Annotated in this window: 19 protein-coding genes; 2 read left to right on the top strand and 17 right to left on the bottom strand. The window is 37.1% G+C overall.

What is annotated here, in order from left to right:
• Positions 1-10 precede the first annotated feature (10 nt).
• The 4 genes from CCAL9328_RS05670 to groES form a co-directional block, all read right to left on the bottom strand.
• Positions 11-1,387 carry a mannose-1-phosphate guanylyltransferase/mannose-6-phosphate isomerase gene (locus tag CCAL9328_RS05670; protein WP_170000219.1) on the bottom strand — a complete coding sequence of 459 codons (1,377 nt, stop codon included), beginning with the start codon at positions 1,385-1,387 and terminating at the stop codon, positions 11-13.
• Complete coding sequence (locus CCAL9328_RS05665; RefSeq protein ID WP_170000218.1) at positions 1,384-2,748, bottom strand: phosphomannomutase/phosphoglucomutase; 1,365 nt, start codon at positions 2,746-2,748, stop codon at positions 1,384-1,386. The genes CCAL9328_RS05670 and CCAL9328_RS05665 overlap by 4 nt, the downstream gene beginning before the upstream one ends.
• Before the next feature lie 178 nt (positions 2,749-2,926).
• Entirely contained in the window at positions 2,927-4,561 is a 1,635-nt protein-coding gene (groL, locus tag CCAL9328_RS05660) for a chaperonin GroEL (protein WP_170000217.1), read from the bottom strand.
• 24 nt (positions 4,562-4,585) lie between these two features.
• Positions 4,586-4,846, bottom strand: a complete 261-nt coding sequence (groES, locus tag CCAL9328_RS05655; protein ID WP_169935488.1) for a co-chaperone GroES — start codon at positions 4,844-4,846, stop codon at positions 4,586-4,588.
• Between the two features lie 170 nt (positions 4,847-5,016).
• Here groES and CCAL9328_RS05650 point away from each other — a divergent pair, with 170 nt between their 5' ends.
• Positions 5,017-7,575: a translocation/assembly module TamB domain-containing protein gene (locus tag CCAL9328_RS05650; RefSeq protein WP_170000216.1), complete on the top strand. Its 2,559-nt coding sequence runs from the start codon at positions 5,017-5,019 to the stop codon at positions 7,573-7,575.
• Positions 7,576-7,618: 43 nt separating this feature from the next.
• Here the strand turns inward: CCAL9328_RS05650 and CCAL9328_RS05645 are convergent, their stop codons facing one another.
• The 13 genes from CCAL9328_RS05645 to uvrB form a co-directional block, all read right to left on the bottom strand.
• On the bottom strand, positions 7,619-8,344 hold the full coding sequence (locus CCAL9328_RS05645) for an MBL fold metallo-hydrolase (protein WP_211436827.1): 726 nt from the start codon (positions 8,342-8,344) through the stop codon (positions 7,619-7,621).
• Between the two features lie 191 nt (positions 8,345-8,535).
• Positions 8,536-9,363 (bottom strand): ABC transporter permease, encoded by an 828-nt coding sequence (locus CCAL9328_RS05640; RefSeq protein WP_170000215.1) that lies wholly within the window; start codon positions 9,361-9,363, stop codon positions 8,536-8,538.
• The gene (locus CCAL9328_RS05635) at positions 9,360-10,010 is read right to left on the bottom strand and encodes an ATP-binding cassette domain-containing protein (protein ID WP_169935481.1); all 651 of its coding nucleotides are present in this window, start codon (positions 10,008-10,010) and stop codon (positions 9,360-9,362) included. Before CCAL9328_RS05635 ends, CCAL9328_RS05640 begins: the two co-directional genes overlap by 4 nt.
• A 10-nt stretch (positions 10,011-10,020) precedes the next feature.
• The gene (locus CCAL9328_RS05630; protein ID WP_169971498.1) at positions 10,021-10,926 is read right to left on the bottom strand and encodes a NapH/MauN family ferredoxin-type protein; all 906 of its coding nucleotides are present in this window, start codon (positions 10,924-10,926) and stop codon (positions 10,021-10,023) included.
• On the bottom strand, positions 10,923-11,387 hold the full coding sequence (locus CCAL9328_RS05625) for a c-type cytochrome (RefSeq protein WP_170000214.1): 465 nt from the start codon (positions 11,385-11,387) through the stop codon (positions 10,923-10,925). The genes CCAL9328_RS05630 and CCAL9328_RS05625 overlap by 4 nt, the downstream gene beginning before the upstream one ends.
• A 1-nt stretch (position 11,388) precedes the next feature.
• On the bottom strand, positions 11,389-11,961 hold the full coding sequence (locus tag CCAL9328_RS05620) for a c-type cytochrome (RefSeq protein WP_170000213.1): 573 nt from the start codon (positions 11,959-11,961) through the stop codon (positions 11,389-11,391).
• Entirely contained in the window at positions 11,961-12,647 is a 687-nt protein-coding gene (locus CCAL9328_RS05615) for a 4Fe-4S dicluster domain-containing protein (protein WP_170000212.1), read from the bottom strand. The genes CCAL9328_RS05620 and CCAL9328_RS05615 overlap by 1 nt, the downstream gene beginning before the upstream one ends.
• A complete protein-coding gene (gene nosD, locus CCAL9328_RS05610; protein ID WP_170000211.1) occupies positions 12,644-13,873 on the bottom strand; it encodes a nitrous oxide reductase family maturation protein NosD in 1,230 nt (409 codons plus the stop codon). The genes CCAL9328_RS05615 and nosD overlap by 4 nt, the downstream gene beginning before the upstream one ends.
• Entirely contained in the window at positions 13,870-14,625 is a 756-nt protein-coding gene (locus CCAL9328_RS05605; RefSeq protein WP_169971495.1) for a cytochrome C, read from the bottom strand. The genes nosD and CCAL9328_RS05605 overlap by 4 nt, the downstream gene beginning before the upstream one ends.
• Positions 14,626-14,716: 91 nt before the next feature.
• Complete coding sequence (nosZ, locus tag CCAL9328_RS05600; protein ID WP_170000210.1) at positions 14,717-17,305, bottom strand: Sec-dependent nitrous-oxide reductase; 2,589 nt, start codon at positions 17,303-17,305, stop codon at positions 14,717-14,719.
• Between the two features lie 18 nt (positions 17,306-17,323).
• The gene (locus CCAL9328_RS05595; protein ID WP_169935466.1) at positions 17,324-18,199 is read right to left on the bottom strand and encodes a WD40 repeat domain-containing protein; all 876 of its coding nucleotides are present in this window, start codon (positions 18,197-18,199) and stop codon (positions 17,324-17,326) included.
• Positions 18,200-18,568: 369 nt separating this feature from the next.
• Positions 18,569-19,024 (bottom strand): hypothetical protein, encoded by a 456-nt coding sequence (locus CCAL9328_RS05590; RefSeq protein WP_169935464.1) that lies wholly within the window; start codon positions 19,022-19,024, stop codon positions 18,569-18,571.
• 443 nt (positions 19,025-19,467) lie between these two features.
• A complete protein-coding gene (uvrB, locus tag CCAL9328_RS05585) occupies positions 19,468-21,450 on the bottom strand; it encodes an excinuclease ABC subunit UvrB (RefSeq protein ID WP_170000209.1) in 1,983 nt (660 codons plus the stop codon).
• A gap of 301 nt (positions 21,451-21,751) precedes the next feature.
• On the opposite strand from uvrB, the gene CCAL9328_RS05580 reads away from it, so the two are divergent.
• Positions 21,752-21,985 (top strand): hypothetical protein, encoded by a 234-nt coding sequence (locus CCAL9328_RS05580; RefSeq protein ID WP_169937426.1) that lies wholly within the window; start codon positions 21,752-21,754, stop codon positions 21,983-21,985.

Raw genomic sequence — 21,985 nt, 5'->3', positions numbered from 1 at the left:
CTAATAATTTTTAATCTCTTTTAAAATCATCTTCAATGCGTATTATATCATCTTCACCTGTATATTCACCAACTTGAGCTTCTATGAGAACTACAGGAATTTTTCCTTCATTTGACAATCTATGAATCTCACCCATTTTTATATAAGTTGATTCATTTGGTCGTACAAGTTTTGTTTCATTTCCTACTGTTACTGTAGCTGTTCCAGAAACAACTATCCAGTGCTCATTTCTATGAAAGTGCTTTTGTAAAGACAGTCTTTTGCCTGGCTTTACTTCAATGCGTTTTATCTTGTATCCATTTGTTTCTTCTAGTATAGTGTAAGAACCCCAAGGCCTATGGCCCACAAGATGAGTATCTATAAGGTATGAATTTATGCTTTTTAGATTTTCTACTACTTTTTTTACTTTTTGGCTAGAACTTTTTTTTGATACAAGCAATGCATCTTTTGTGTCCACAATCGCCAAATCTTCAACATCAATTGTAGCTATTTGTCTGCTTTCACATAAAATTAGATTATTTTTAGAATCAATTGAAACATGCTTTTCGCACCTAGTATTTCCATCACTATCTTTATCAAGTTCATCATAAAGTGAATCAAAACTGCCAACATCACTCCATTCAATACCACTAACTATCATTTTTACTTTATTAGATTTTTCCATTACAGCATAGTCTATTGAGTTTTCTGGGATTTTCATCATATCATCATGCTTGATACGTATAACGTCTGTTTTAGAGGCATTTTTAAAAGCGATTAGCGATGATTCATAAATTTTAGGAGAGTATTTTCTTAGCTCATCTAAAAACACTCCAGCCTTAAACATAAACATACCGCTATTCCAATAGTAATTGCCGGCTTCAACATATTTACTAGCAGTTTTAAAGTCCGGCTTTTCATGAAACGCTTTTACGTCACCCAGTGTGTTCTTAAGCTCTATATATCCAAAACCAGTTTGTGCAAACTCAGGATTTATACCAAACGTTACAAGAGTATTATTCTCTGCAAATTCTTTTGCCTTTAAAACAGCTCTTTCATACTCTTTTTGATTCTTTATCAGATGATCAGAAGGAGTAACAAGTACTGTCTCTTCTTTGTCAATAGCAAAACAAGCAAATGCTATTGCTGGCGCAGTGTTTTTACCGAATGGTTCTAGCAAATAATCATTTTTTATTATACCCATCTCTTCGCTTTGATCGAGTGCCAAAAAATATTGTTCACAACTTGAAACAATAAGACTCTTATCGCACAAAGATGAATTTCTCTCTAGCGTTGATTGAAACAAAGATTTACCATTAAACAATTTAATAAACTGCTTAGGCATAAGTGTACGGCTTATAGGCCATAGACGAGTGCCACTACCACCACAAAGTATTATATTTATCATTTGATTTTTCTTATTAATATTTCAATTTTCTCTTGAATTTCATTCAAAAATATCTCATTTTTAGCTTCAAATCTTGTTACAATAACAGGAGTAGTATTTGAAGCGCGTACTAGCGCCCAGCCCTCTTCAAATTGGATTCGAACGCCGTCTATCTCGATAAGATTTAAAATTTTAGGTAAGTCACATTCATTATGTTTTATACGTCTTTTAAGCTCTTCGACTATTTTAAATTTATCCTCTTCGCTTACTTTTATCTTTATCTCATCGGTACTAAAAACAGGTGGCATCTTGTCAAGTTCACCATCAAGATCAAAGCCTTTATTAACAAGCTCCAAAACTCTCATCATCGCATAAAGTGCGTCATCAAAACCAAAATATCGCTCTTTAAAAAAGATATGTCCACTAACTTCGGCAGCAAGATCCACATTTAGCTCTTTCATCATCTTTTTTATATTACTATGTCCGGTTTTGCCCATGAAAACTTCACCGATCTTAGCGATCTCGTCATACATATTTTGCGAGCATTTTACCTCACCTAGAACGCGTGGATTTTGCATATTTAACGCATAAAGATAAGCTAACTCATCACCCTTTATATCACGCTTTGGAGTGATCACCGCTATACGATCGCCATCGCCGTCAAAACCAAAGCCAAGCTTTACATCACCACCGTCAATAAACCTAAAAATGTCCTCTAAATTTTCCTTTTCACTTGGATCCGGGTGATGGTTTGGGAAATTTCCATCGGGCTCAGGGTATAAAATTTTAGCATTTAAGCCAAGTTCCTTTATGATAGGTACGACACTCACGCCTATCGCACCATTTGCGCAGTCGATCACAAAAGGCTCTTTAAAGCTCTTTAACCCCGCAAATTCTTTAACAAAAAACTCTTTATATGGTGTTAGAATGTCAAATTTCTCGCAAGCTACATCGTCATCTATACGCGTGCTTTGATCTATTATTTTATTTACTTCAAGTTTTAATTTTTGCAGATCATCACCAAAAAAGCTATCTTTTTTTATAGTTATTTTAAACCCATTATACTCTTTTGGATTATGTGAGCCAGTTATCATAACATTTGCGTCAAAATAGTCAGCATACACACTAAAGTATCCCACTGGCGTAGGAAGCAAGCCTATGTCATAAATTTTAATACCGCCAGCCTTATTTAAACCACTAAGTAAAAATTTAAATAACTCGCTCGCACTTAGCCTTGCATCATAGCCAACGCTTAGTGTTTTTACACCAAGCTCTTTCATTTTTAAACCCAAGGCATATCCGATAGCTTTTACACTAGTTTCATTGAGGTCTTGATCAAAAATACCGCGAATGTCGTATTCTCTAAAAATATTATCAAACATTATTTTTAAGCTCTTTATTTTAAATTTATTGCAGAAAATTAAATATTTTGCGTAAATTATAGGCTAGTTTTGGTTAAATGTTTATTAAATTAAAGTCGTATTTTTGTGTATTTTGAAGTATTTTTGTATGTTGTAAAATAAATTTAGCCCGCTAAAAAACGGGCTAAATTTGATGGGCTTACATCATTCCGCCCATACCACCCATTCCGCCCATATCAGGCATTGCAGGAAGTGGTTTATCTTCTTTTATCTCACTAATCGTAGCTTCTGTGGTTAGAAGTAAGCTAGCTACTGAAACAGCGTTTTGAAGAGCTACACGCTCAACTTTCACAGGATCTATAATACCTGCTTCAAACATATTTACATACTCGCCGTTTGCAGCGTTAAAGCCAAAATTCTCATCTGCACTAGTTTCAACTGCATTTGCAACTACACCCGCGTCAAAACCAGCGTTTTCAGCGATTTGGCGAAGTGGAGCGCGAAGTGCGCGACGAACTATCTCAGCACCTATTTTTTCATCGCCTGCAAGGTCAAGTTTTACGCGTTTTGAAGCAAGGATAAGTGCAGAGCCACCGCCTACAACTATGCCCTCTTCTACGGCTGCGCGAGTTGCGCTTAAAGCGTCATCAACGCGGTCTTTTTTCTCTTTCATCTCGGTTTCAGTAGCAGCTCCTACTTTTATAACAGCTACGCCTCCGCTTAACTTAGCTAGACGTTCTTGAAGTTTTTCACGATCATAGTCGCTTGTAGTTTCTGCGATTTGAGCTTTGATTTGGTTGATTCTAGCGTCTATTGCGGCTTTTTCTCCAGCACCATTTACGATAGTTGTATTATCTTTGTCGATAACTACGCTTGAAGCTTGTCCAAGATCATTTAAAGTAGCACCTTCAAGAGTTCTGCCTAGCTCTTCACTGACAACTTCACCACCTGTTAAGATAGCAATATCTTCAAGCATAGCTTTTCTTCTATCGCCAAAACCAGGAGCTTTTACGGCAGAGATATTTAGTACGCCGCGAAGTTTGTTTACTACAAGTGTCGCAAGTGCTTCACCTTCGATATCTTCAGCGATTATCAAAAGAGGTTTTCCTGTTTTTTGTATGGCCTCAAGCACAGGTAAAAGATCTTTTAAATTTGCGATTTTTTTGTCAAATAACAAGATGTATGGATTACTTAGTTCAACTTGCATTTTTTCAGTATTTGTGATGAAATACGGGCTTAAATATCCACGGTCAAATTGCATACCTTCAACTACATTTAGCTCGTCTTCGATAGACTTTGCCTCTTCAACAGTGATAACACCGTCTTTTCCAACTTTTTCCATAGCGTCAGCTATCAACTTGCCGATGCTGTCATCTGAATTTGCAGAGATTGTTGCGATTTGTGCGATCTCTTTTGAGCCTGAAACTTTTTTAGAGATATTTTTTAGCTCTTCAACAAGAGCAGCTACTTCTTTATCCATACCGCGTTTTACTTCGATTGGATTTGCACCTGCAGTTACGTTTCTAAGACCCTCTTTAAATATCGCATGAGCTAAAACTGTCGCAGTCGTAGTGCCGTCACCAGCTTGGTCGTTTGTCTTGCTAGCAACTTCGCGAACTAAGCCTGCACCCATGTTTTCTATAGTATCTTTTAGATCAACTTCCTTGGCAACACTCACGCCATCTTTTGTGATAGCAGGTGCACCAAAGCTCTTTTGGATAAGCACGTTACGTCCACGTGGCCCCATTGTTACCTTAACAGCGTCATTTAGTTTTCTAACGCCCTCATACAAGCGGTTTCTTGCGTCATCTGAGTAAAAAATTTCTTTTGCCATTTTATTTCCTTTTTAGTTTATTTCTTATTTTATTACACCTAAAACATCGTCAAGATTTAAGACTAGATATTGCTTGGCGTCAAGCGTGATTTCAGTGCCTGCATATTTGCCAAATACAACTGTATCTCCTGTCTTTACACACTCTACTTCGCTACTTACCGCTAATGTTTTACCGCTTAAAGGTTTCTCTTTTGCGTTATCGGGTATAATAATACCTGAAGCGGTGGTTTTTGTTTCTTCCACACGCTCAACTAGAATACGTTTGCCTAATGGTTGAAAATTCATCGTTCATCCTTTTGGTTAAATTTCAAATTTTAGCACTCTTTATTTTTGAGTGATGAAATATTAGCATTTTTTTCGTTAAAAGTCAATTATTGATACGAGCTTTTTCAATAAACTTTAGTCTAGTAAGCTCAATATATATGATATAATAAAATAAATCTTAAAGGATAAATATGAAAATTTTAGCCTACATCGCAGGAATTTTAATTCTCACTGTATTTTGTGTATTTGGTTTTATCTTTAGCAGTTTTGGCAACTCTATGATCGCTTCTTATGCGCAAAATTTGGCAAAACAAAAAGCAGGCATAGAACTTAGTTTTGATAAATTTGAGCTTGGCATTAGCAAAGCGGATATAAATGCTAAAGTTAATAATGAAATATCAGCAAGTATAAATGGTGATTTTTCGGTATTTTCCCAAAATATGGATCTTACTTACGAAATAAATGCAAGCGACCTAAAAAGCACAAATTTAAAACTCACGCAACCGATCGCGTTAAGTGGCAAAATAAAGGGCAAATTTAACAACTTTGATGCAAACGGAGCAGGAGAAGCCCTTGGATCAAGTATAAATTTCTTAGCAAACATTAAAGAGTATAAGCCTTTAAGCTTACAACTAAACGCAAAACAGCTAAAAATAGATGAGATTTTAGCCCTTGTCAAGCAGCCGATATATGCAAGCGGACGTATCGATATCACATCAAATATAACCGAACAAAACGACATGCCAAACGGGATGGCTGAAATTTTAATATATGACGCGGTAGCAAACAATGCTTTGATATCACGTGACTTTAACGTAAGCTTGCCTAAAAATTTCACATTTAAAGGCGCTGCAAATGCGCAAATAGCAAACTGGATCACAAATGTAAAAAGCACTCTTATCACGCCTATCGCTACTGCAAATACGACAAAAACAGTGTATAACATAGACAATAAGTCGTTAAATACAGACTTTATGATCGAGATCAGTGATCTAGCCAAACTTGAGCCTATCATCAACCAAAAATTAAACGGTGCTCTAAAAGCTAACGGCGATCTTACTTTTAGCGACTATAAACTTCAAAATTTAAATGCCGTTATCGACGGGCTTGGTGGCAAGATAGATGCAAATTTAAAAGACGGCAAGTTGCTAGCTAAAATTCACTCCGTTAAGCTTGAAGAAGCGTTAAAACTAGCCACACAACCCCCATACGCAACTGCAAACATAAACGCAACTGCCACTATTGAAAATTTAAACGATGCTAAAAATATCAAAGGCAATATCGCTCTTACAAGTGATGGCAAAATAAATAAAAACGAACTTAAAAAAGTAGCAAATTTAAACCTAGCAAAAGATGTTGGCTTTAGCCTAAACACCGATGTAATCATAGCCAAATCAATAGCTAAATTTAAAGCAAATTTACTTAGTGAGCTGATAAAACTAAAAGACGTTAGTGGTGAATTTGATATACAAAAACAGAGCTTAAGTAGCAAATTTTCACTTCTTGCGGATGATCTGGCAAAATTTGAAAGTATCACCCAACAAAAACTAAGCGGAGCCGTAAATTTAAACGGCGATATCAAAGTAGTAGATAAAGTTTTAAGCGAGCTTGGAATTTATGGAAGTGTGATCGGCGGAGAGATAAATGCCAAATTCAAAGACCAAAACCTAAATGCCACACTTAAAAACGGCTCACTAAAAGATGCATTTTTATTACTTGCTCAAGCACCGCTTGCAAATGCCAAACTAAATTTAAGTGCAAATTTAAGTTCTATAGATCCAAAAAACCTAAATGGCGACATACTCTTGTCATTTACTAACGGTGAAGCTTACGAAAAAGAGCTTAGCAAACTACTAGAAAAAAGCTTCCCAAGCGGAGTAAAATTTGAAGCCACATCAAACATTAAACTCGCAAAAAACGTAGCAGACTTTACTACGGATGTCAGCTCGACGCTTTTAAATTTAAAAGATACAAGCGGGAAATTTGACATAAATAGCGGCAACCTAAATGCTAAATTTAACGCCTTTATCCCGGAACTATCAAGGTTAAAATTTGCTACAGGACGAGAGTTAAAAGGCGCACTTAACGCAACCGGGGATATTGTAAAAAGTGGTGAAAATTTAATAGCCAACCTTAACTCAAATGTCTTTGGTGGCACAATAACTGCAAAACTTAACAACAACGATCTTAATGCCATCTTGCAAAATTTCACCTTTAAGGACTTAACCGACACATTAAACATGCAACATATTTATGACGGTATAGGAGATGGCAGGCTAAACTACAACCTAGCTTCACAAAAAGGCGACTTTAATATCGACATAAACGAAGGCAGACTCGTATCAAACGGCTTTACAAATACCATAAAGACATTTAGTGGACGCGACATAACAAGTGAAATTTACAAAAACGGCTATCTAAAAGGCACGATAAATAAAAATCTTATAAACTTTAAAGCCCAGATGAGTACACAAAGAAGCGATATAAACGTTACAAACGGCACTTTTGATACCACGTCGCAAGCTATGAATATCCCGGTTGATTTTAAATACGAAAAAACAGACGCTAAAATCGCCATAACAGGCACCACTCAAGATCCAAAATGCAGCGTGAGTTCAGAATACCTTAAAGGCAAAATCACAAAAGAGATAGATAGGTTTTTAGATAAAAAACTTGGCAAGGATGGTAACGAAACAAACTCTAGCACGACAAAAGATGCTATAAAAGGGCTTTTAAAAAGGTTGTTTTAAGTAAAATGGCGAGAATTGGCTCGCCACTAATTTTTGCAAGTAGTTAAAATTTAACAACATCGCCGTCATTTGGGATGATAATCTTACTCTCTATACCTTTTTCTTTTACAAATTTACGCAAATCTTCGCGGCCTACACTTGCGTGATTAACCGCGTCCATATGAACGGCTATGATTTTAGTGTTTACAAACACCTTTGCGGCGTGTTCTACATCGGCTTTTCCCATTATGATACCGCTATTTTCAAAACCTAAAACTCTAGCGTCGCCAGTATTCATCACAACTACGCTTGGGTTAAATTTATTAAGCGCCTTATTTACATCAGCCGTCCACAAAGTATCGCCCATAACATAAAGCGTCTCATGTCCTTTAGTCTCAAAGACTACGCCCATCGCATCACCTAGGAGTGCTGAAAGATTTGGGTTAGCATACATCTCCACAGTGCCGTGCGCACCGCCTGTTTTGCTTAGTTTTACACCATCAAATTCCACACTGTCATATATAACTTTTATATTCTTAAAACCTTGTGAAACAAGAAGCTTTGCGTCGGCATTGTGCTGGACAAACACAGGTAGCTCTTTTGGTAAAATTTGTGCTGCTACTTCGTCAAAGTGGTCAGGATGAGTATGGGTGATAATGACAGCATCCACACCTTTATACACCTCCTTTACATCCGTCGGAAGCTCTATTAGAGGATTTCTTAGATGTGAGTTTAAAGTGCCTTCAAAGCCTGGATATTTGCCTTTTGGCGCAAGGTATGGATCTAGCAAAAAGACTTTGCCCGCATAGCTAATCTTAGCCGTAGCGTTTCTGATGTGTTGGAAGCTATCTTATGCAAAAGCCATGAAATTTAGCCCAAAAAATAGGGCAACTATAAATAAAATTTTATTTATTTTCATATTTTCTCCTTTATTTTTAATGCGTTATATTACATAAATTATGTAAACAGACAAAATTTATCTTAAACTAGATCTTTACTACTAAATATAAAATAGCCTGCCGTAAGCAAGATAACACCCAAAACTATAGGATAAAAAATCGAATACAAAACAAAACCCATTGTGCTAAAATTTGTGAGTATAAAATTTGAAGCCACGCCGATAACGGCTAAATTTGGATCAAACAAACTAATAGCAGCAACCCTAAAAACCTCGATGGGATTAATGAGTGCTATAAAAAATATAATATCCTCTCTAACACTACTTTTCATCAAGAACCCTATCAATGCCAAATCCATAAAAGCAAGCAGAACCAACCAAAGCAAAAATGCTACACCCTGCCCCATCTCTTGATTTTTAATCAAAGCCGAGATAAAAAATCCAAACGACAAAAAGACTATACTAAGTGAAAAAAGCAAAGCCGTATAAAAGCCTAAAATTTGCCACGGTATCTCTATATCTTTAGCAACTCCGGTAACAAGAGTTAGCAAAAGTGCAAAAACCAAAGGCGTAAATATAACAAATATCCTACCAAGCGCTTTACCAAAGTAATACTCCGCCAGACTAATAGGAAAACTTAGGATGTATTCTAGTAAATTTGTGTCCCTATCGGCATTTATACTTCGCACGGTAGAGACTAGTATAAAAATAGGCACGATAATAACGCAAATTTGAATAAACAGTAGCAAAAGCCTAGTAAGTCCCGAAAATCCAAGAACACGAGAGTCAGTAACTCCGCTAAATATAAACGTTATCACAAGTCCCGTAAACACAAACATATAAAGCAAGAACCACCTTGAGCGAAACGACTCTGTAATGTCAAGTTTGGCTATTAAGAAAATATTACTCATTCGTGATCTCCTGTGGTTTCGTCTTTGATAATTTCGCCAAGATCCATCTCTATGTATCTATCGCAAATTTGCTTTACCTCATCGACCCTGTGCGAGATACAAACAAGTGTTTTACTTTTAGCAAACTCATCCAAAAGCCCTATAAAATTTCCTCTTGCCTTTGGATCAAGGTTTGCCGTTGGCTCATCAAATATAAGCACATCACTATCTTTTGAAAAAGCTATGGCAACAAGCATTTTTTGCTTCATGCCGCCTGAAAGCTTATAAAAAGGCTTGTTTAAATTTCCATTTAAATCAAGCTCTAATTTATCGCAAAAAAACTTAATGCGATCAAATTTAACATCAGAAGTTTTGCAAACAAACTCACAAAGCTCTTTTAGACTAAATTTCAAAGGCGGCGGAGTTTGTGGCACAAATGATATGTTTTTTAAAGCATCTTTTCTTGATAAAAATGGATCTGCGCTACATACTTTTACCTCGCCGTTATTTGGTCTAAATTCGCCCAAGATTATACGCATAAGCGAGCTTTTGCCCGCCCCATTTTGTCCGTATATTACGACTTTTTGTGATTTTTTAATATGCAAATTAATATTTTTTAAAATATTTTGCGAGCTAAAAGTCTTTGTAATGCCTTTTAAAATTATCACTTTTATCCTTTTAGATTAATCTTTTAAAACCGTTGTCAAATTTAAGCGCATCGTGATGACATACGTCGATACAGCGTCCACAAAGCGTGCAGTCGCCACCAACTAGCCTAAATTCTTTTTTATCTTCATCGCCGCTAAGCTTGGCGTTTTTCTTAGTTATCTCAAGCACGTGTGGCACTAAACAAGTGTCTATACAAACAAGACAGTGATCACAAAGCTCTTTGTTCCAGCTTACCTTGATGGCATTTGTGCGAGTTAGAAGTGAGTAGGTTGCACCGATAGGGCAAAAATACCTGCACCAAGCCCTTCTTGAAAAGAAAATTTCCACAAAAAGAACAAACACTACAAACCATATCGCATGAAAATACCCATATATGATAAACCTTGAAAATATCCCAACGACGCTAAAAATTTCAAACACAAGTTGAGAGCTTGCAAAACTCATAGTCAAAAACAAAACAGCAAAGACGTATCTCCATCTAGGGTCAAAATTTCGCCTTGATATGATCTTTTTAGCGGCTAAATTTTCATGTATCTTCTCGCCTATCTCGCCTAAAAGCGAATACGGACATATCCAGCTACAAAACGCCCTGCCCCCGACAAGAGCGTAAAAAAACAAAATCGTACATGTACCGATAATTAAATTTATAGCAAATTCATGTGTCGCGGCAAAGACCTCAAAGCTCATAAACGCATCCGTAAGATGAAAGCCAAGCATTCTTGAACCGCTGATACTTCCTTCTAAAATTTGAATATCCGCATAGTATGAAAGGATAAACAAAAGATGGACTAAAACTATGCTAAATATCCGCCATGAACGGATACTTAAGCGTTTTTTACCCTGCTCGTTTTCTATTACTAAAGTATCAAAAAACCCCGTTTTTGCTACCGTGCAACGGGTGGTGTATTTGTTCATTTTTCATTACCGCTTTTAAAATTTGAAATTTCATCAGCTAAGAGCCCCAGATCCGTATCGCTGACATTTGTCAAAAGTCCCTTCATGAGAGAGTTTTGAATTTTGTCTTCTTTATACTCTTTTAGCCTTGATAAAATTTCATCCTTACTTTTACCACTTATATCAGGAGCCATGACGCCTTTACCGTTAGCACCGTGACATGGAGCACATGTTGTAAGGTATCTTTTGCTCGTGCCTGTGGTTGGCTGATTAGCAACCATGTTTTTAAGCTCTTTTATCTTTTTAAGCTCTTCGTCATCTTGTAAATTTATATCCGTTTTTACCTCAACTTTTGGCGCGATCGTCTCTTTTGGTTCAAGCTTAACTTCACTCTGTTTTGAAGCAGGAGTATTAGAACTCATCATAAAAACCATAAGAGCTATTATCAAAACACCGATGATTATTGCTATTTTCTTACCCATGTTATTTTCCTTTTCTAAACTGTTCGTTAAAGTTACTTATCTCATCCGCAAGCGATCTTATCTCTGTATCGCTCATGTTTTTTATAAGGTCTTTCATCAAAACATTTGCTTTTTCTTTGTTTTTGTAAGCGCTTATCATATTAAATATCTCATCGCTACTTTTAGTTAAAAGCGAAGGGCCTATGATGCCGTTTGCATAGTCATCGTGACAAGCGGAGCATTTTAAGATAAATTCCTTGCTAAGCTGACCCTTTATAAGCTTTAAATTTATAACCTCAAGTGGAGAGCGAACCATAGCCAAAGCGCCGACAGATCGACTTACGCTACTGTCATCAAGCCCGAAAGAAACGCGCTTTTGACCATGTATATCGTAGGTAAAAAAGTCTGAATTATCCTTTTGTTTTGTGTTATGGTTACTTGCTTTTTGTATCTCTATCGCAGGAGCTTGGTTTGTGGCTAACTCTGCTTGTGCGGACTGCTTGGTTTGAGTCATTTTACCTTCACTCCCTTTGCCGTTATCACAACCGCAAAGTAGCGTAAACGCCGCCAAACAGCATAAAAATTTATATCTCATTAGCCCTCCTTGTAAATTTCATTATATTTTTTATTTGGTATTATGCTAATAATCTGCGCCAGACAAACCTCCGCACAAACACCGCAACCTACGCATTTTTCTTTTATATCGGGTAAATTTGCACCATCTTTTGTCCGTCTCATCGCTATAGCCTCATCTCCAACAGGACAAAGTCTAACACATAGATCACATTCGTTATCAACTCTTTGTTTTATCGTCTCTTTTAATGCCTCTTCACGTTCGTTATACGTTTTTCTTTCAAACATTTTTAAGACGCCGTTTTGGTTGATGTTTTCATTTTTATAAGCAAGGCAGGAATTTACGTCACCCAAAACCGCAATCCCCATTAAAACATCGCTAATACGAGTCGTATGATGATCTAACGCGCCGCTTGGACAGGCTAATACACACGGAAAAAGATCACATAGATAACAGCCTCTATCATTTGGCGATATATATGAAGTGCCGTTTGAGTATCCTTGTGTTATATCAAGCAAATTTATGCTGTGATAAGGGCATACTTGAACGCACTGCCCGCATTTTATACACAAAGCTTCGAAATTTTTAACGGCACCGGGCGGTCTTAGATACAGTTCATGAGAATTTGTCTTTGGAAGCAACTTTCCCGCTCCATACCCAACTCCTGCAGCAACTACGGTAAATGCTATAAAATTTCTTCTATTCATACGCTTGTCTTTTCTTTGTTTGGTTTCATTTTTGGACTTTTATCTTCAAGTAATTTTATAGGCTCTGAAAACGGAGCTAATTTAGCCAGGAAATTTAATCCACTTATAATACTTGAGCCGTAAAAAAATCTCAAAGTCGGATAGTATTGCCACAGCCTATCGGCATAAACAAAATTTACATAGGATACATCTCCTATGCTGTTACGATCCAAGTCATACCCCTCATACTCGTCAAAGTAGTTACCCTCCCAGTATATCTGGTCGATCTTAGAGCCCGGGGTGTCGTTTATCGCCGTGTCCATATTGCCGATAAAGTCATTGTTTAAAAAGATACTTCTTTCTTGTGTAGCATGGAGTTGAACGCCGACTATGTTATGTAAAATTTGGTTGTTCTCAAAGCTGTTCAACGCCCCTGGATTTAACGGAGACCTATCAAGATAAAATCCTCTTGCATTATAAAGCAAGATGTTATCTTTTATATCAAAGTCAGAAACATCCTTTAAGGCTATGCCAACCCCAAAAGCACCGCTTGAGCCGATAATGGTGTTATTTTTAACAAGCGATTTGGTGGAAAACATAAAATACATCCCAACGGCACCGTAGCTAAATTTATTCTCTTCTATTAGGTTATTAGACGAATACATCGTATGTATCGCATATCTGTTACCATAACCATGGTTACCTCTTATCGTATTACTACTAGAAAACCACGCCACGATATCACGGCTATTATAAACATAGTTTTTTTCGATCAAATTCTCATGCGAATACCACGCTCTAATAGCATCGCCTCTTTGCGGTATATCAAACCCATCTTTTGAAGTTATGTTGTTATCTCTTATAATAGAACCATTGCACTGAGATAATTCAACACCAAAAAGCACATCTTTTATGCGATTTTTTTCTACAAGTAAGTTATTGCCGTTTAGGCAACTTATCCCGGCATCAAGCGTCATCTGACTGATGCCGCTGCCTTCGATATTTAAATTTATAAGCTTAACGTTTTTGCTAGTAACTTTTATAACGCTTGAAGTTTTATCTCCCTTTATAACGGCATTTTGTCCTTTGCCGATGATGGTTATCGCCTTATCAACGACAACATTACCGCTATAAATTCCGTCATTTAGCCAAAGAGTATCACCGTCTTTGGCTAAATTTATAGCCTCTTGTAGCGGATTTGAAAGACCAAAGGTGGCGATCATAAAAGCTAAAAGCAAAAATTTCATTTTTTAAGTTCTTTTTTCTTTGAAAATACAGCCAAGATACAAAGAACACTCATTGCTATCATAATCCAAAAACCGATACTAGGGTATGAATGTGTTGTAAATTGCGCTACTTTACCATCACCAAGAACTGTCGGCATAAATGGTTTTATCTTAAACGCTCCCCACTCTTGCATGTTGTGTCCATACCAGTAAAGCCAGCCCGCAAACGCTCCCATAAAAAGCACGGGCGCTATAGTTGGAAGCACCATAAGCAGTGAGTTGAATTTACCGTCATAATACAAAAACGCAAGCATACATATCGTAGAGATAAGTAGATAGTATGGAGATATGGCACGTTCTACATTACCGCCGTGCTCCATAGGATACATGCCGATGTAGTGATTTATAGTGTTCATCTCATGAACCTCTCCGCTATATCCATCAACATGAAAATAAACAGGAATTCCGTTAGGAAAGACCTCTTTTGGATAGTTAGGAGCTTCAAGAGAAACATACCATACAGGAAAAGACGGCGTTCCTATCTCAGCCCTACTTTCCAACATCTTTTCAAGACTTGAAGCCACGTCTTCTTTTAGTAGGTGATTTTTATGCTGAAACGAAGTATAAATGTCGTAAATTTTATAAGAGTATCCAGGTAGGCTTTCACCTGCAGCTATCTTTGCATTTGCCCCAAAAAATCCAAGAACCGGCACGGTAAAACAAACAGTCATTAAAACTAGCGCGATGATCGTATAAATTTGATACTTTTTCATCTTTTCTCCTTGTGTTTAAATTTCTAACAATTCATTTTAAATTTTTAGAAATTTAAACAGTTCGGGAGAGCTTTTCTCTCCCGAATTTGCACTACATGCCGGCGTTTTCATCGATCCATTTTAGATACTCTATGATATCTTTTGTCTCTTGATCGCTCATGTTTTGGTTTGGCATTCTAAGGTTAAAGTAATCAATCATTGACTTGATATACTCATCATTATAGAATTTAGCAGGGTCTTTAATAAAGTCAAACACCCATTTCTCGCCGTTTTCATGTCTTAGTAAAACACCGGTTAAGTCTGGACCGGAGCTTACTTGACCTATGACGTGACAACCGTTACAACCACCTTTTAAGTAAGCCTCTTCTCCTTTTGCGGCAGCCGCACTCATAGGAGTTGCTATCTCTTTTGCCAGATTGTTTTTAGCTCTTAAACCAACATCGGCGGTTTTTACCATGTATTGCCATACTTGATACTCCCAAAGGATCGCGCCGTTTACATCGCCTTTTTTGTAAGCTTCATCAGCCTTAGCCTTAGTTTCAGGGATCCTACCGTATTGATCTAGGGCATCAACAACAAGCTCTTTTACTTTAGGATACTTCTCGTATCCTTTTTCTTTTAAATACGCCACAACGCCTTGTATAACATCATCAGTTGCTTTGTTTGTAGCTATGACCTTTTCGTATTCAGCTTTTAAAGCCTCGGGGCTTAAGGTTTTTAGCTTGCTAACCTTGGCTGATTCGTATTTTTTATTTGGATCCTTAACATACAAATAACCCATCATCTCAAGGTGAAGCGCAGAGCAAAATTCAGTACAGTAGTAAGGAAAAACACCCTCTTCATCAGCAACAAAATTTACAGTTGCGGTTTTGCCAGGTTCAAGCGATGCGTGAACGTTGTAAAGATCTACAGTAAAACCATGTGTTTCATCCTGCGCACGCTCTAGGTTTGTAAGGTGGATAGTTACGTTATCACCTTTATTTACCTCGATATGCTCAGGGTTGATATGGCTTCTTACCATTGTCGCATAAACAGTCACGTTGTTGCCGTTACGTTCGATTCTCTCTTGACCGGCTAAAGTAGCAGCTGGGTGAGCCTTGCCTGTTCGAGAGTTTGTTCCCATATTGTAAGTCGCGGCAGGATTTAGCTTGCTAGCTGCGATCGATACCACGTCATGTGGCTCGCCAAGCGGTATAGGAAGATCGTATAAAAGCTCCATTTTAGCACCTGTTATATCTATAAGCTGGTGGTTTTGCGGATGTAAAGGACCGACCGGGTTAAATCTATCAAGAGAAAGTTTGTCTAAAGCGATAGCATATTTGCCTTTTGGCTTAGCAGACTTACCTTCCATAGTATCAAGGTGTCCGATGTTATAGTGGACATTTATCCTGTCAAGAACCTTTAAATTTTTATAATCCCATTTTACGATCTGACTATCAACATACAATGATGTATATAAAATTCCATCCTTCTCGTCAAATGAGGTGTGTAAAGGTCCAAGACCAAGCTCGACTTGTCCGTGAAGCGTTTTTTTCATGTCAAGCACAGGTATACCATATGGATCGGTGCCTATAAATTCTTTCTTATCGATTAACGCCTTGATCTTTCTAAAGTCAAAAACACTAGCATGAGTGTCTAGCTTACCACCGATGATGATGTATCTGCCATCAGGGCTCACGTCGATACCGTGCGGACTTTTTGGCTCAGGGATCAAAAACAACGCTCCGGCTTTTACTGCAGCTTCTATAGTAACAACTCTATGACCGTTGATCTCCATGTAGTTTTTCTTATCCTGTGCAAGTTTTTCTAAAATTTGCCAGTTATAAACGTGCATGTAATCAGTGTCGTTCCTACTTGCTCCCGCCTCAAATGGAGGAAGTCCCTTTTCTATACCACCTGTATACATCTCTGAATTTATAGAGTTTGTAAAAGCCCATCCAAAGCTCTCGCCTTTGCCTGCATCGCTTAAGTCTTGCCAGTAAGGAGGAAGTTCAAGAGTAAATGAAGCTTTCTCGTCTATCTTACCCTTTTGATAGTCAAATTTCCAAAGAGTTACAGCACCGCGATACACCGCCTCATACTCCTCTATCGGGTGATAGTTGTTATCAAACGGGGCTGCATACTGAGCGGCTTCGATGACATACTCGGTATTTGGAGTAACAAAGCTTCCGCCGTGTTCGCTTTTTATAACCGGGTTTACAACGATCTGACTTGTTTCAAAGTCATGTAAATTTATAACACCGATTCTAGGATTGGCCTTATCGTTGATAAAGAGATAGTCTCCAACATACTCACCATTTTTCTCCGTAAGCGCCGGGTGGTGAGTATCACCCCATGTTATCTCTTTGCCTCTGATGGCACCGCTTTTTAAGATCGCTTTTGACTCCTCGTCATAGCCGTATCCTTGCCAAGGTTCGGGCGTAAAAACTCCGATATACTTATAAATTCTCATGGAAGGGACGCCGTAAACCAAAACTTGACCACTTTGTCCGCCTGATGAAAAAACGATGTAATCATCTCTCTTGCCGCTTGGTTTATATGTCTTAGCAGCAGCTAATACGTCTTTCTCGCTTAAGCCACGCTCTTTCATGATCGTTGCAAGATCACTTGAAAAAGCACCGCTTGTAGCAAGAACGACGCCAGCCACGCCGACAATAGCAGAGCGTAAAAAACCGTTCATCTAAAATCTCCTTTCTTGTTAAGATTTATTGTTAAATTTAACCTTACCGTTTAGCATCACCACGACGATACTCTTGTTATGACCAAAAATTTTAACCACCGTGTCGGGATTTGCACCATAAATTTTAATATCCTTAAATTTCAAATCACTCTTATAAATTTCTCCATTTTTTAGCCCCATATAAATTTCATCATCTATCAAAGCTAAACTTTTTACACCAAAGTCTGAAATTTTTATGTAGCTCCCATCTTTTAATGTCAAAATTTCTCCGTTTGCAAGACCAAAAACCACATCACCCAAAAGCTCTTGCGAGCTTAAAACAACACTTTTTGTCCTAAATAGCTCTTTAGCTTGTAAATTTGTCAAATTTATCTCATAAACCGACCTATCCCAGCCGGTCACTATCGCCCTATCATCCAAGATAATACAGCTTGAAACTCTATAAATTTTATCAAGCTTAATCGTGTGTAATTTATCTGTTGCTACATCATAAGAGATGAATGTGTTCTTGCCGACAAAAGCATAAAGTTTGTTATTTTTAAATTTTAGATAAAAGATAGAAGTATCTAGTCCAAAAGATGATGCATCAAACACACTCTTGTCATGTGTGCCGTTTTGATTAAATTTTAAAATTTCACCATCGTTAGTTCCGACATATAAGCTATCTTTATCAAACGAAGCTGAAGTTAGCCTTTTGCCCTTTATGATACCGACTTCATCTTGCGTGTTTAAATTTATGATCTTAAGTAAATTTTGATTATCAAAAACAGCTAAGAGATCGCCGTTTTGGCTGTAAGCGCAACCGCCTATATCACCGCTTGTAATTTCCAAGTGCTGACTTGAATTTGCAAATAACAAACTCGAGAATATGATCATGTAAAATATTTTTTTCATGTTTTTCATCCTCTCTTGGTGTTATCATAGCACTAGATACGGCAAAGAGCGTTGATTTGTGTCAAGATTTTGAATAATTAGTTAATAAAAAATATATTTGTGTAGCATGGTAACATTTTAAATTTCTAAGTGATAATTACATAACTATTTTACGAATTTTTGCTCAATTTTAAAGCTTTTATCAATAAGCAAAAAATTTCAAAATTGTTTCTAAAATACCCATAACCAAGCAAAAACAAAGGCAGCAAGGTATGTTTTGAAGTTAAGTTTTTAAATTTATTTTACTTTGAATTTATAAGTTTAATAGTCAGAGTAGTCTCTACACAACTCTGACTATTAAAAATTAAATTTATTTTATTTTTGTTTACTTTATTGCCTTAGATCAAAGTCGATAAAAAGACCGATCTTTTTGCCGTTGCTATAAATCTCAAACCTATATCTCATCACGGTAAGCAAACAAGAGCTTAAGACAACATTTGAAACGTAACCATTTTCGCGCGGCTCAAGTTTGGCTTTTATAACACCCATATCCATATTTACGCCGCTTATCTCAAGGCTTGGATTTTTAATATCACTAAGGCCTTCTATCTTAACAGTAACAGGCTGCATGGTGTAGATAGGTTTTGGAGAGAGCGCAAAGCTTACTTTTTTGCCTTTATACTCAACCTCACACGAGTGTTCTTTGTTTAGATCGCAAGGCAGAGGAGTTAGTTCGGTATCCAAAACAACCTCATTATTTTGCAAATTTTTTGGCTTAAAAAACAAATACGCCGAAGCACCAAAAACAGCTATCAGTAATGTAAGTATGATCATAAACTTTTTCATCTCACTCCTTTTTATTTTTGATCATTATAGCACAAAGAATTATTATGCTCTTTTTTGAGAAATTTAAACCTAAAATAGCTTTTTGTAATATTTAAGTAAGAACAATTTGACGTCAATGTCAAAATTTATGATATAAAATCAACAAAACAAAAGAAGGTCTAAAGAAAGCATTTATCATGACTACAAGCCTTTTAGACTCTGCGTATAAGTGTATTAAAAAACTTGGCGAAGAAAATATTATTTTAACAAACAAAAGCACTTTTGCTAAATGTATTTATAATTACATATGTAAAGTTATCAAAAACAAAATGATAGATTAAAAGTTTTAGGACGGTATGTAAAATGATAAAAATAGCCTTATATCAAATTACAAATTTTTCATAAAACAAGTTATTGCAAAAATTTAATATCTTAAATTTATATCTACATTTTAGCCATAAATTTCAAAGCTCTCTAAGCTTTGCTATCTCGTCACGCAAGGCTGCAGCTTTTTCAAACTCAAGCGCATTTGCCGCTTCAAACATCTGCTTTTTAAGCTCTTTTACGATTTTAGCTCGTTCGGCAGCCGGCATTTTTTCCATATTTTTAGCCTTTTGATAAAGCACACCCTCATCTTCGACATGCAAGCTCTCTTCGATATTTCTCGTTGCAGAACGCGGAGTGATGTTGTTAGCCTTGTTATACTCATCTTGCATTTTACGCCTTGAGGTCGTGATGTCTATCGCCTCTTGCATGGAATTTGTTACCTTTTTGCAAAACATCACAACTTTGCCGTTTACATTTCTAGCGGCTCGCCCCATGGTTTGTATCAAACTGGTTCGTGAGCGTAAAAACCCCTCTTTATCCGCGTCCATTATGGCTATAAGTGAAACCTCTGGAAGATCAAGTCCCTCACGAAGCAAATTTATACCGACTAGCACATCATAACTGCCACTTCTTAAACCGCGTATCAGCTCATTTCGCTCTATGGCGTCGATGTCTGAGTGCATATACTTTACTCTAACGCCAAGTTCAGTATAGTAGCGAGTTAGCTCCTCAGCCATCTTTTTAGTTAAAACAGTTATCAACACACGCTCGCCGCGCCCAACCACTTCTTTTATCGTATCATATAGGCTCTCTACTTGATTATCACTATCTCGTAGCTCTATAAGCGGGTCTAAAAGCCCGGTAGGACGCAAAACCTGCTCATATACATGACCTTGCGAGAGTTCAAGCTCAAGTTCGTTTGGTGTGGCTGATACAAATAAAAAATTCGCATTTTTATTTATAAACTCATCAAATTTAAGCGGTCTGTTATCAAGCGCGCTAGGCAAACGAAACCCATACTCCACAAGAGTTTCCTTGCGACTTCTATCTCCTGCATACATACCGCGAAACTGCGGTAAACTAACATGACTTTCATCGACTATCACTAAGAAATTTCCATCATTTAGTAATTTAAAATAATCAAACATTGTATATGGAGTTTCACCCTCGCCTTGTCCCGTAAGATGACGTGCGTAGTTTTCTATACCCTTACACATCCCCGTGCTGCCAAGCATTTCAAGGTCAAATTCCACCCTTTGCTTTAAGCGCTGATGCTCGACAAGCTTACCCTCTTTCTTAAAAAATTTAAGTCGCTCATCAAGCTCTATTTCAATATCTTTGATAGCTGACTTTAAACGCTCTTCACGCACGATAAACTGACTTGTTGCATAAAGCGTAAATTTATTTATATCTTTAGTTCGTTTGTTTTCAAGTATGTCAAAATGATACATGCTTTCTATCTCATCGCCAAAAAATTCCACTCTAAGTGCCTCATCACCCCAGTACGCCGGGTAAATATCGACCACATCGCCGTTTACTCTAAAGTTACCACGATCAAAATAAGCATCATTTCGTTTATATCCCATATCAACAAGACGGCGCAAAAGCGAGCGCTGGCTTAAATTTTCACCGACATTTAGATATTGCACCATGCCTTGATACTCGCCCGGATCGCCCAAACCGTAATTAGCCGAGACAGATGCTATAACTATAACGTCATCAAAACTTAACAAGCTAGCGGTCGCGCAAAGACGCATACGCTCAAGCTCCTCATTTACAGAGCTATCCTTTTCTATAAAAAGGTCTTGACGCGGGATGTAGGCTTCTGGCTGATAGTAGTCGTAGTAACTTATAAAATACTCCACGTGGTTATTTGGGAAAAAGCCTTTAAATTCGCTATAAAGCTGTGCTGCAAGAGATTTATTGTGTGTCATTATTAAAGTCGGCATTTTTAAATTTTTTATCACATTTGCCATAACAAAGGTCTTACCGGAGCCTGTTATACCCAAAAGCGTGTTGTAACGGTTACCACCACGTATGCTACTAACGATACCGTCGATAGTGTCTTGCTGATGCTGTGTTGGGCTAAATTTACTTGAAATTTCAAACTCATTTTTCATCTTAAATTCCACTTACATTAAATTCAAATTCATAAATTTTACATTTTAGCCAAAACAATCTTATTTCAAGGCAAGTTTTTATATAAATTTTATATTTTACAAGAGAAACTCTCACGCTCCTAAAATTTGAGCTAAGCAAATACGAAGCCAAAATTTAGCGAGATACTCGTGTTGAGCAAGTAAAGACATCAAACATCACGCTGTCACTCTGCGCAAACTACTTAAAGTACTCTCATTGTTAGCTATATTTTAGCCTTTGCGTGCTAAAATACAAACTTAAATTTTAAAAAAGAGGTGAATCATGTTTGAAGAAAACAAAGTACTAACCACATTAACAAGCAAAGTAAATGACCTACTTGAAAAATATGACGAGGTAACAAAAACAAACGAAGATTTACATAATCAAATCGTAACTTTAAAAGCGCAAAACGAAGCTAAAACAAACCAGATCGCACGCCTTGAAGAGGAGCTAAACAAGAAGAATAGTGAAACTGATGACGTGCTTAAAAAGATAGAAGCGGTTTTAGGAAAATAA

The organism is Campylobacter sp. RM9328, assembly GCF_012978615.1.
Note: the sequence above shows the minus strand (reverse complement) of the source record. Positions and strands in the feature narration are given on the sequence as shown.

Coding starts and splice junctions, on each gene's coding strand:
- CCAL9328_RS05590 (WP_169935464.1), bottom strand. CDS start 19,024: ATGAAAAAGTTTATGATCATACTTACATTACTGATAGCTGTTTTTGGT.
- CCAL9328_RS05615 (WP_170000212.1), bottom strand. CDS start 12,647: ATGAATAGAAGAAATTTTATAGCATTTACCGTAGTTGCTGCAGGAGTT.
- CCAL9328_RS05595 (WP_169935466.1), bottom strand. CDS start 18,199: ATGAAAAAAATATTTTACATGATCATATTCTCGAGTTTGTTATTTGCA.
- groES (WP_169935488.1), bottom strand. CDS start 4,846: ATGAATTTTCAACCATTAGGCAAACGTATTCTAGTTGAGCGTGTGGAA.
- CCAL9328_RS05630 (WP_169971498.1), bottom strand. CDS start 10,926: ATGAACAAATACACCACCCGTTGCACGGTAGCAAAAACGGGGTTTTTT.
- CCAL9328_RS05625 (WP_170000214.1), bottom strand. CDS start 11,387: ATGGGTAAGAAAATAGCAATAATCATCGGTGTTTTGATAATAGCTCTT.
- groL (WP_170000217.1), bottom strand. CDS start 4,561: ATGGCAAAAGAAATTTTTTACTCAGATGACGCAAGAAACCGCTTGTAT.
- CCAL9328_RS05670 (WP_170000219.1), bottom strand. CDS start 1,387: ATGATAAATATAATACTTTGTGGTGGTAGTGGCACTCGTCTATGGCCT.
- uvrB (WP_170000209.1), bottom strand. CDS start 21,450: ATGAAAAATGAGTTTGAAATTTCAAGTAAATTTAGCCCAACACAGCAT.
- CCAL9328_RS05665 (WP_170000218.1), bottom strand. CDS start 2,748: ATGTTTGATAATATTTTTAGAGAATACGACATTCGCGGTATTTTTGAT.
- CCAL9328_RS05620 (WP_170000213.1), bottom strand. CDS start 11,961: ATGAGATATAAATTTTTATGCTGTTTGGCGGCGTTTACGCTACTTTGC.
- nosD (WP_170000211.1), bottom strand. CDS start 13,873: ATGAAATTTTTGCTTTTAGCTTTTATGATCGCCACCTTTGGTCTTTCA.
- CCAL9328_RS05650 (WP_170000216.1), top strand. CDS start 5,017: ATGAAAATTTTAGCCTACATCGCAGGAATTTTAATTCTCACTGTATTT.
- nosZ (WP_170000210.1), bottom strand. CDS start 17,305: ATGAACGGTTTTTTACGCTCTGCTATTGTCGGCGTGGCTGGCGTCGTT.
- CCAL9328_RS05605 (WP_169971495.1), bottom strand. CDS start 14,625: ATGAAAAAGTATCAAATTTATACGATCATCGCGCTAGTTTTAATGACT.
- CCAL9328_RS05640 (WP_170000215.1), bottom strand. CDS start 9,363: ATGAGTAATATTTTCTTAATAGCCAAACTTGACATTACAGAGTCGTTT.
- CCAL9328_RS05580 (WP_169937426.1), top strand. CDS start 21,752: ATGTTTGAAGAAAACAAAGTACTAACCACATTAACAAGCAAAGTAAAT.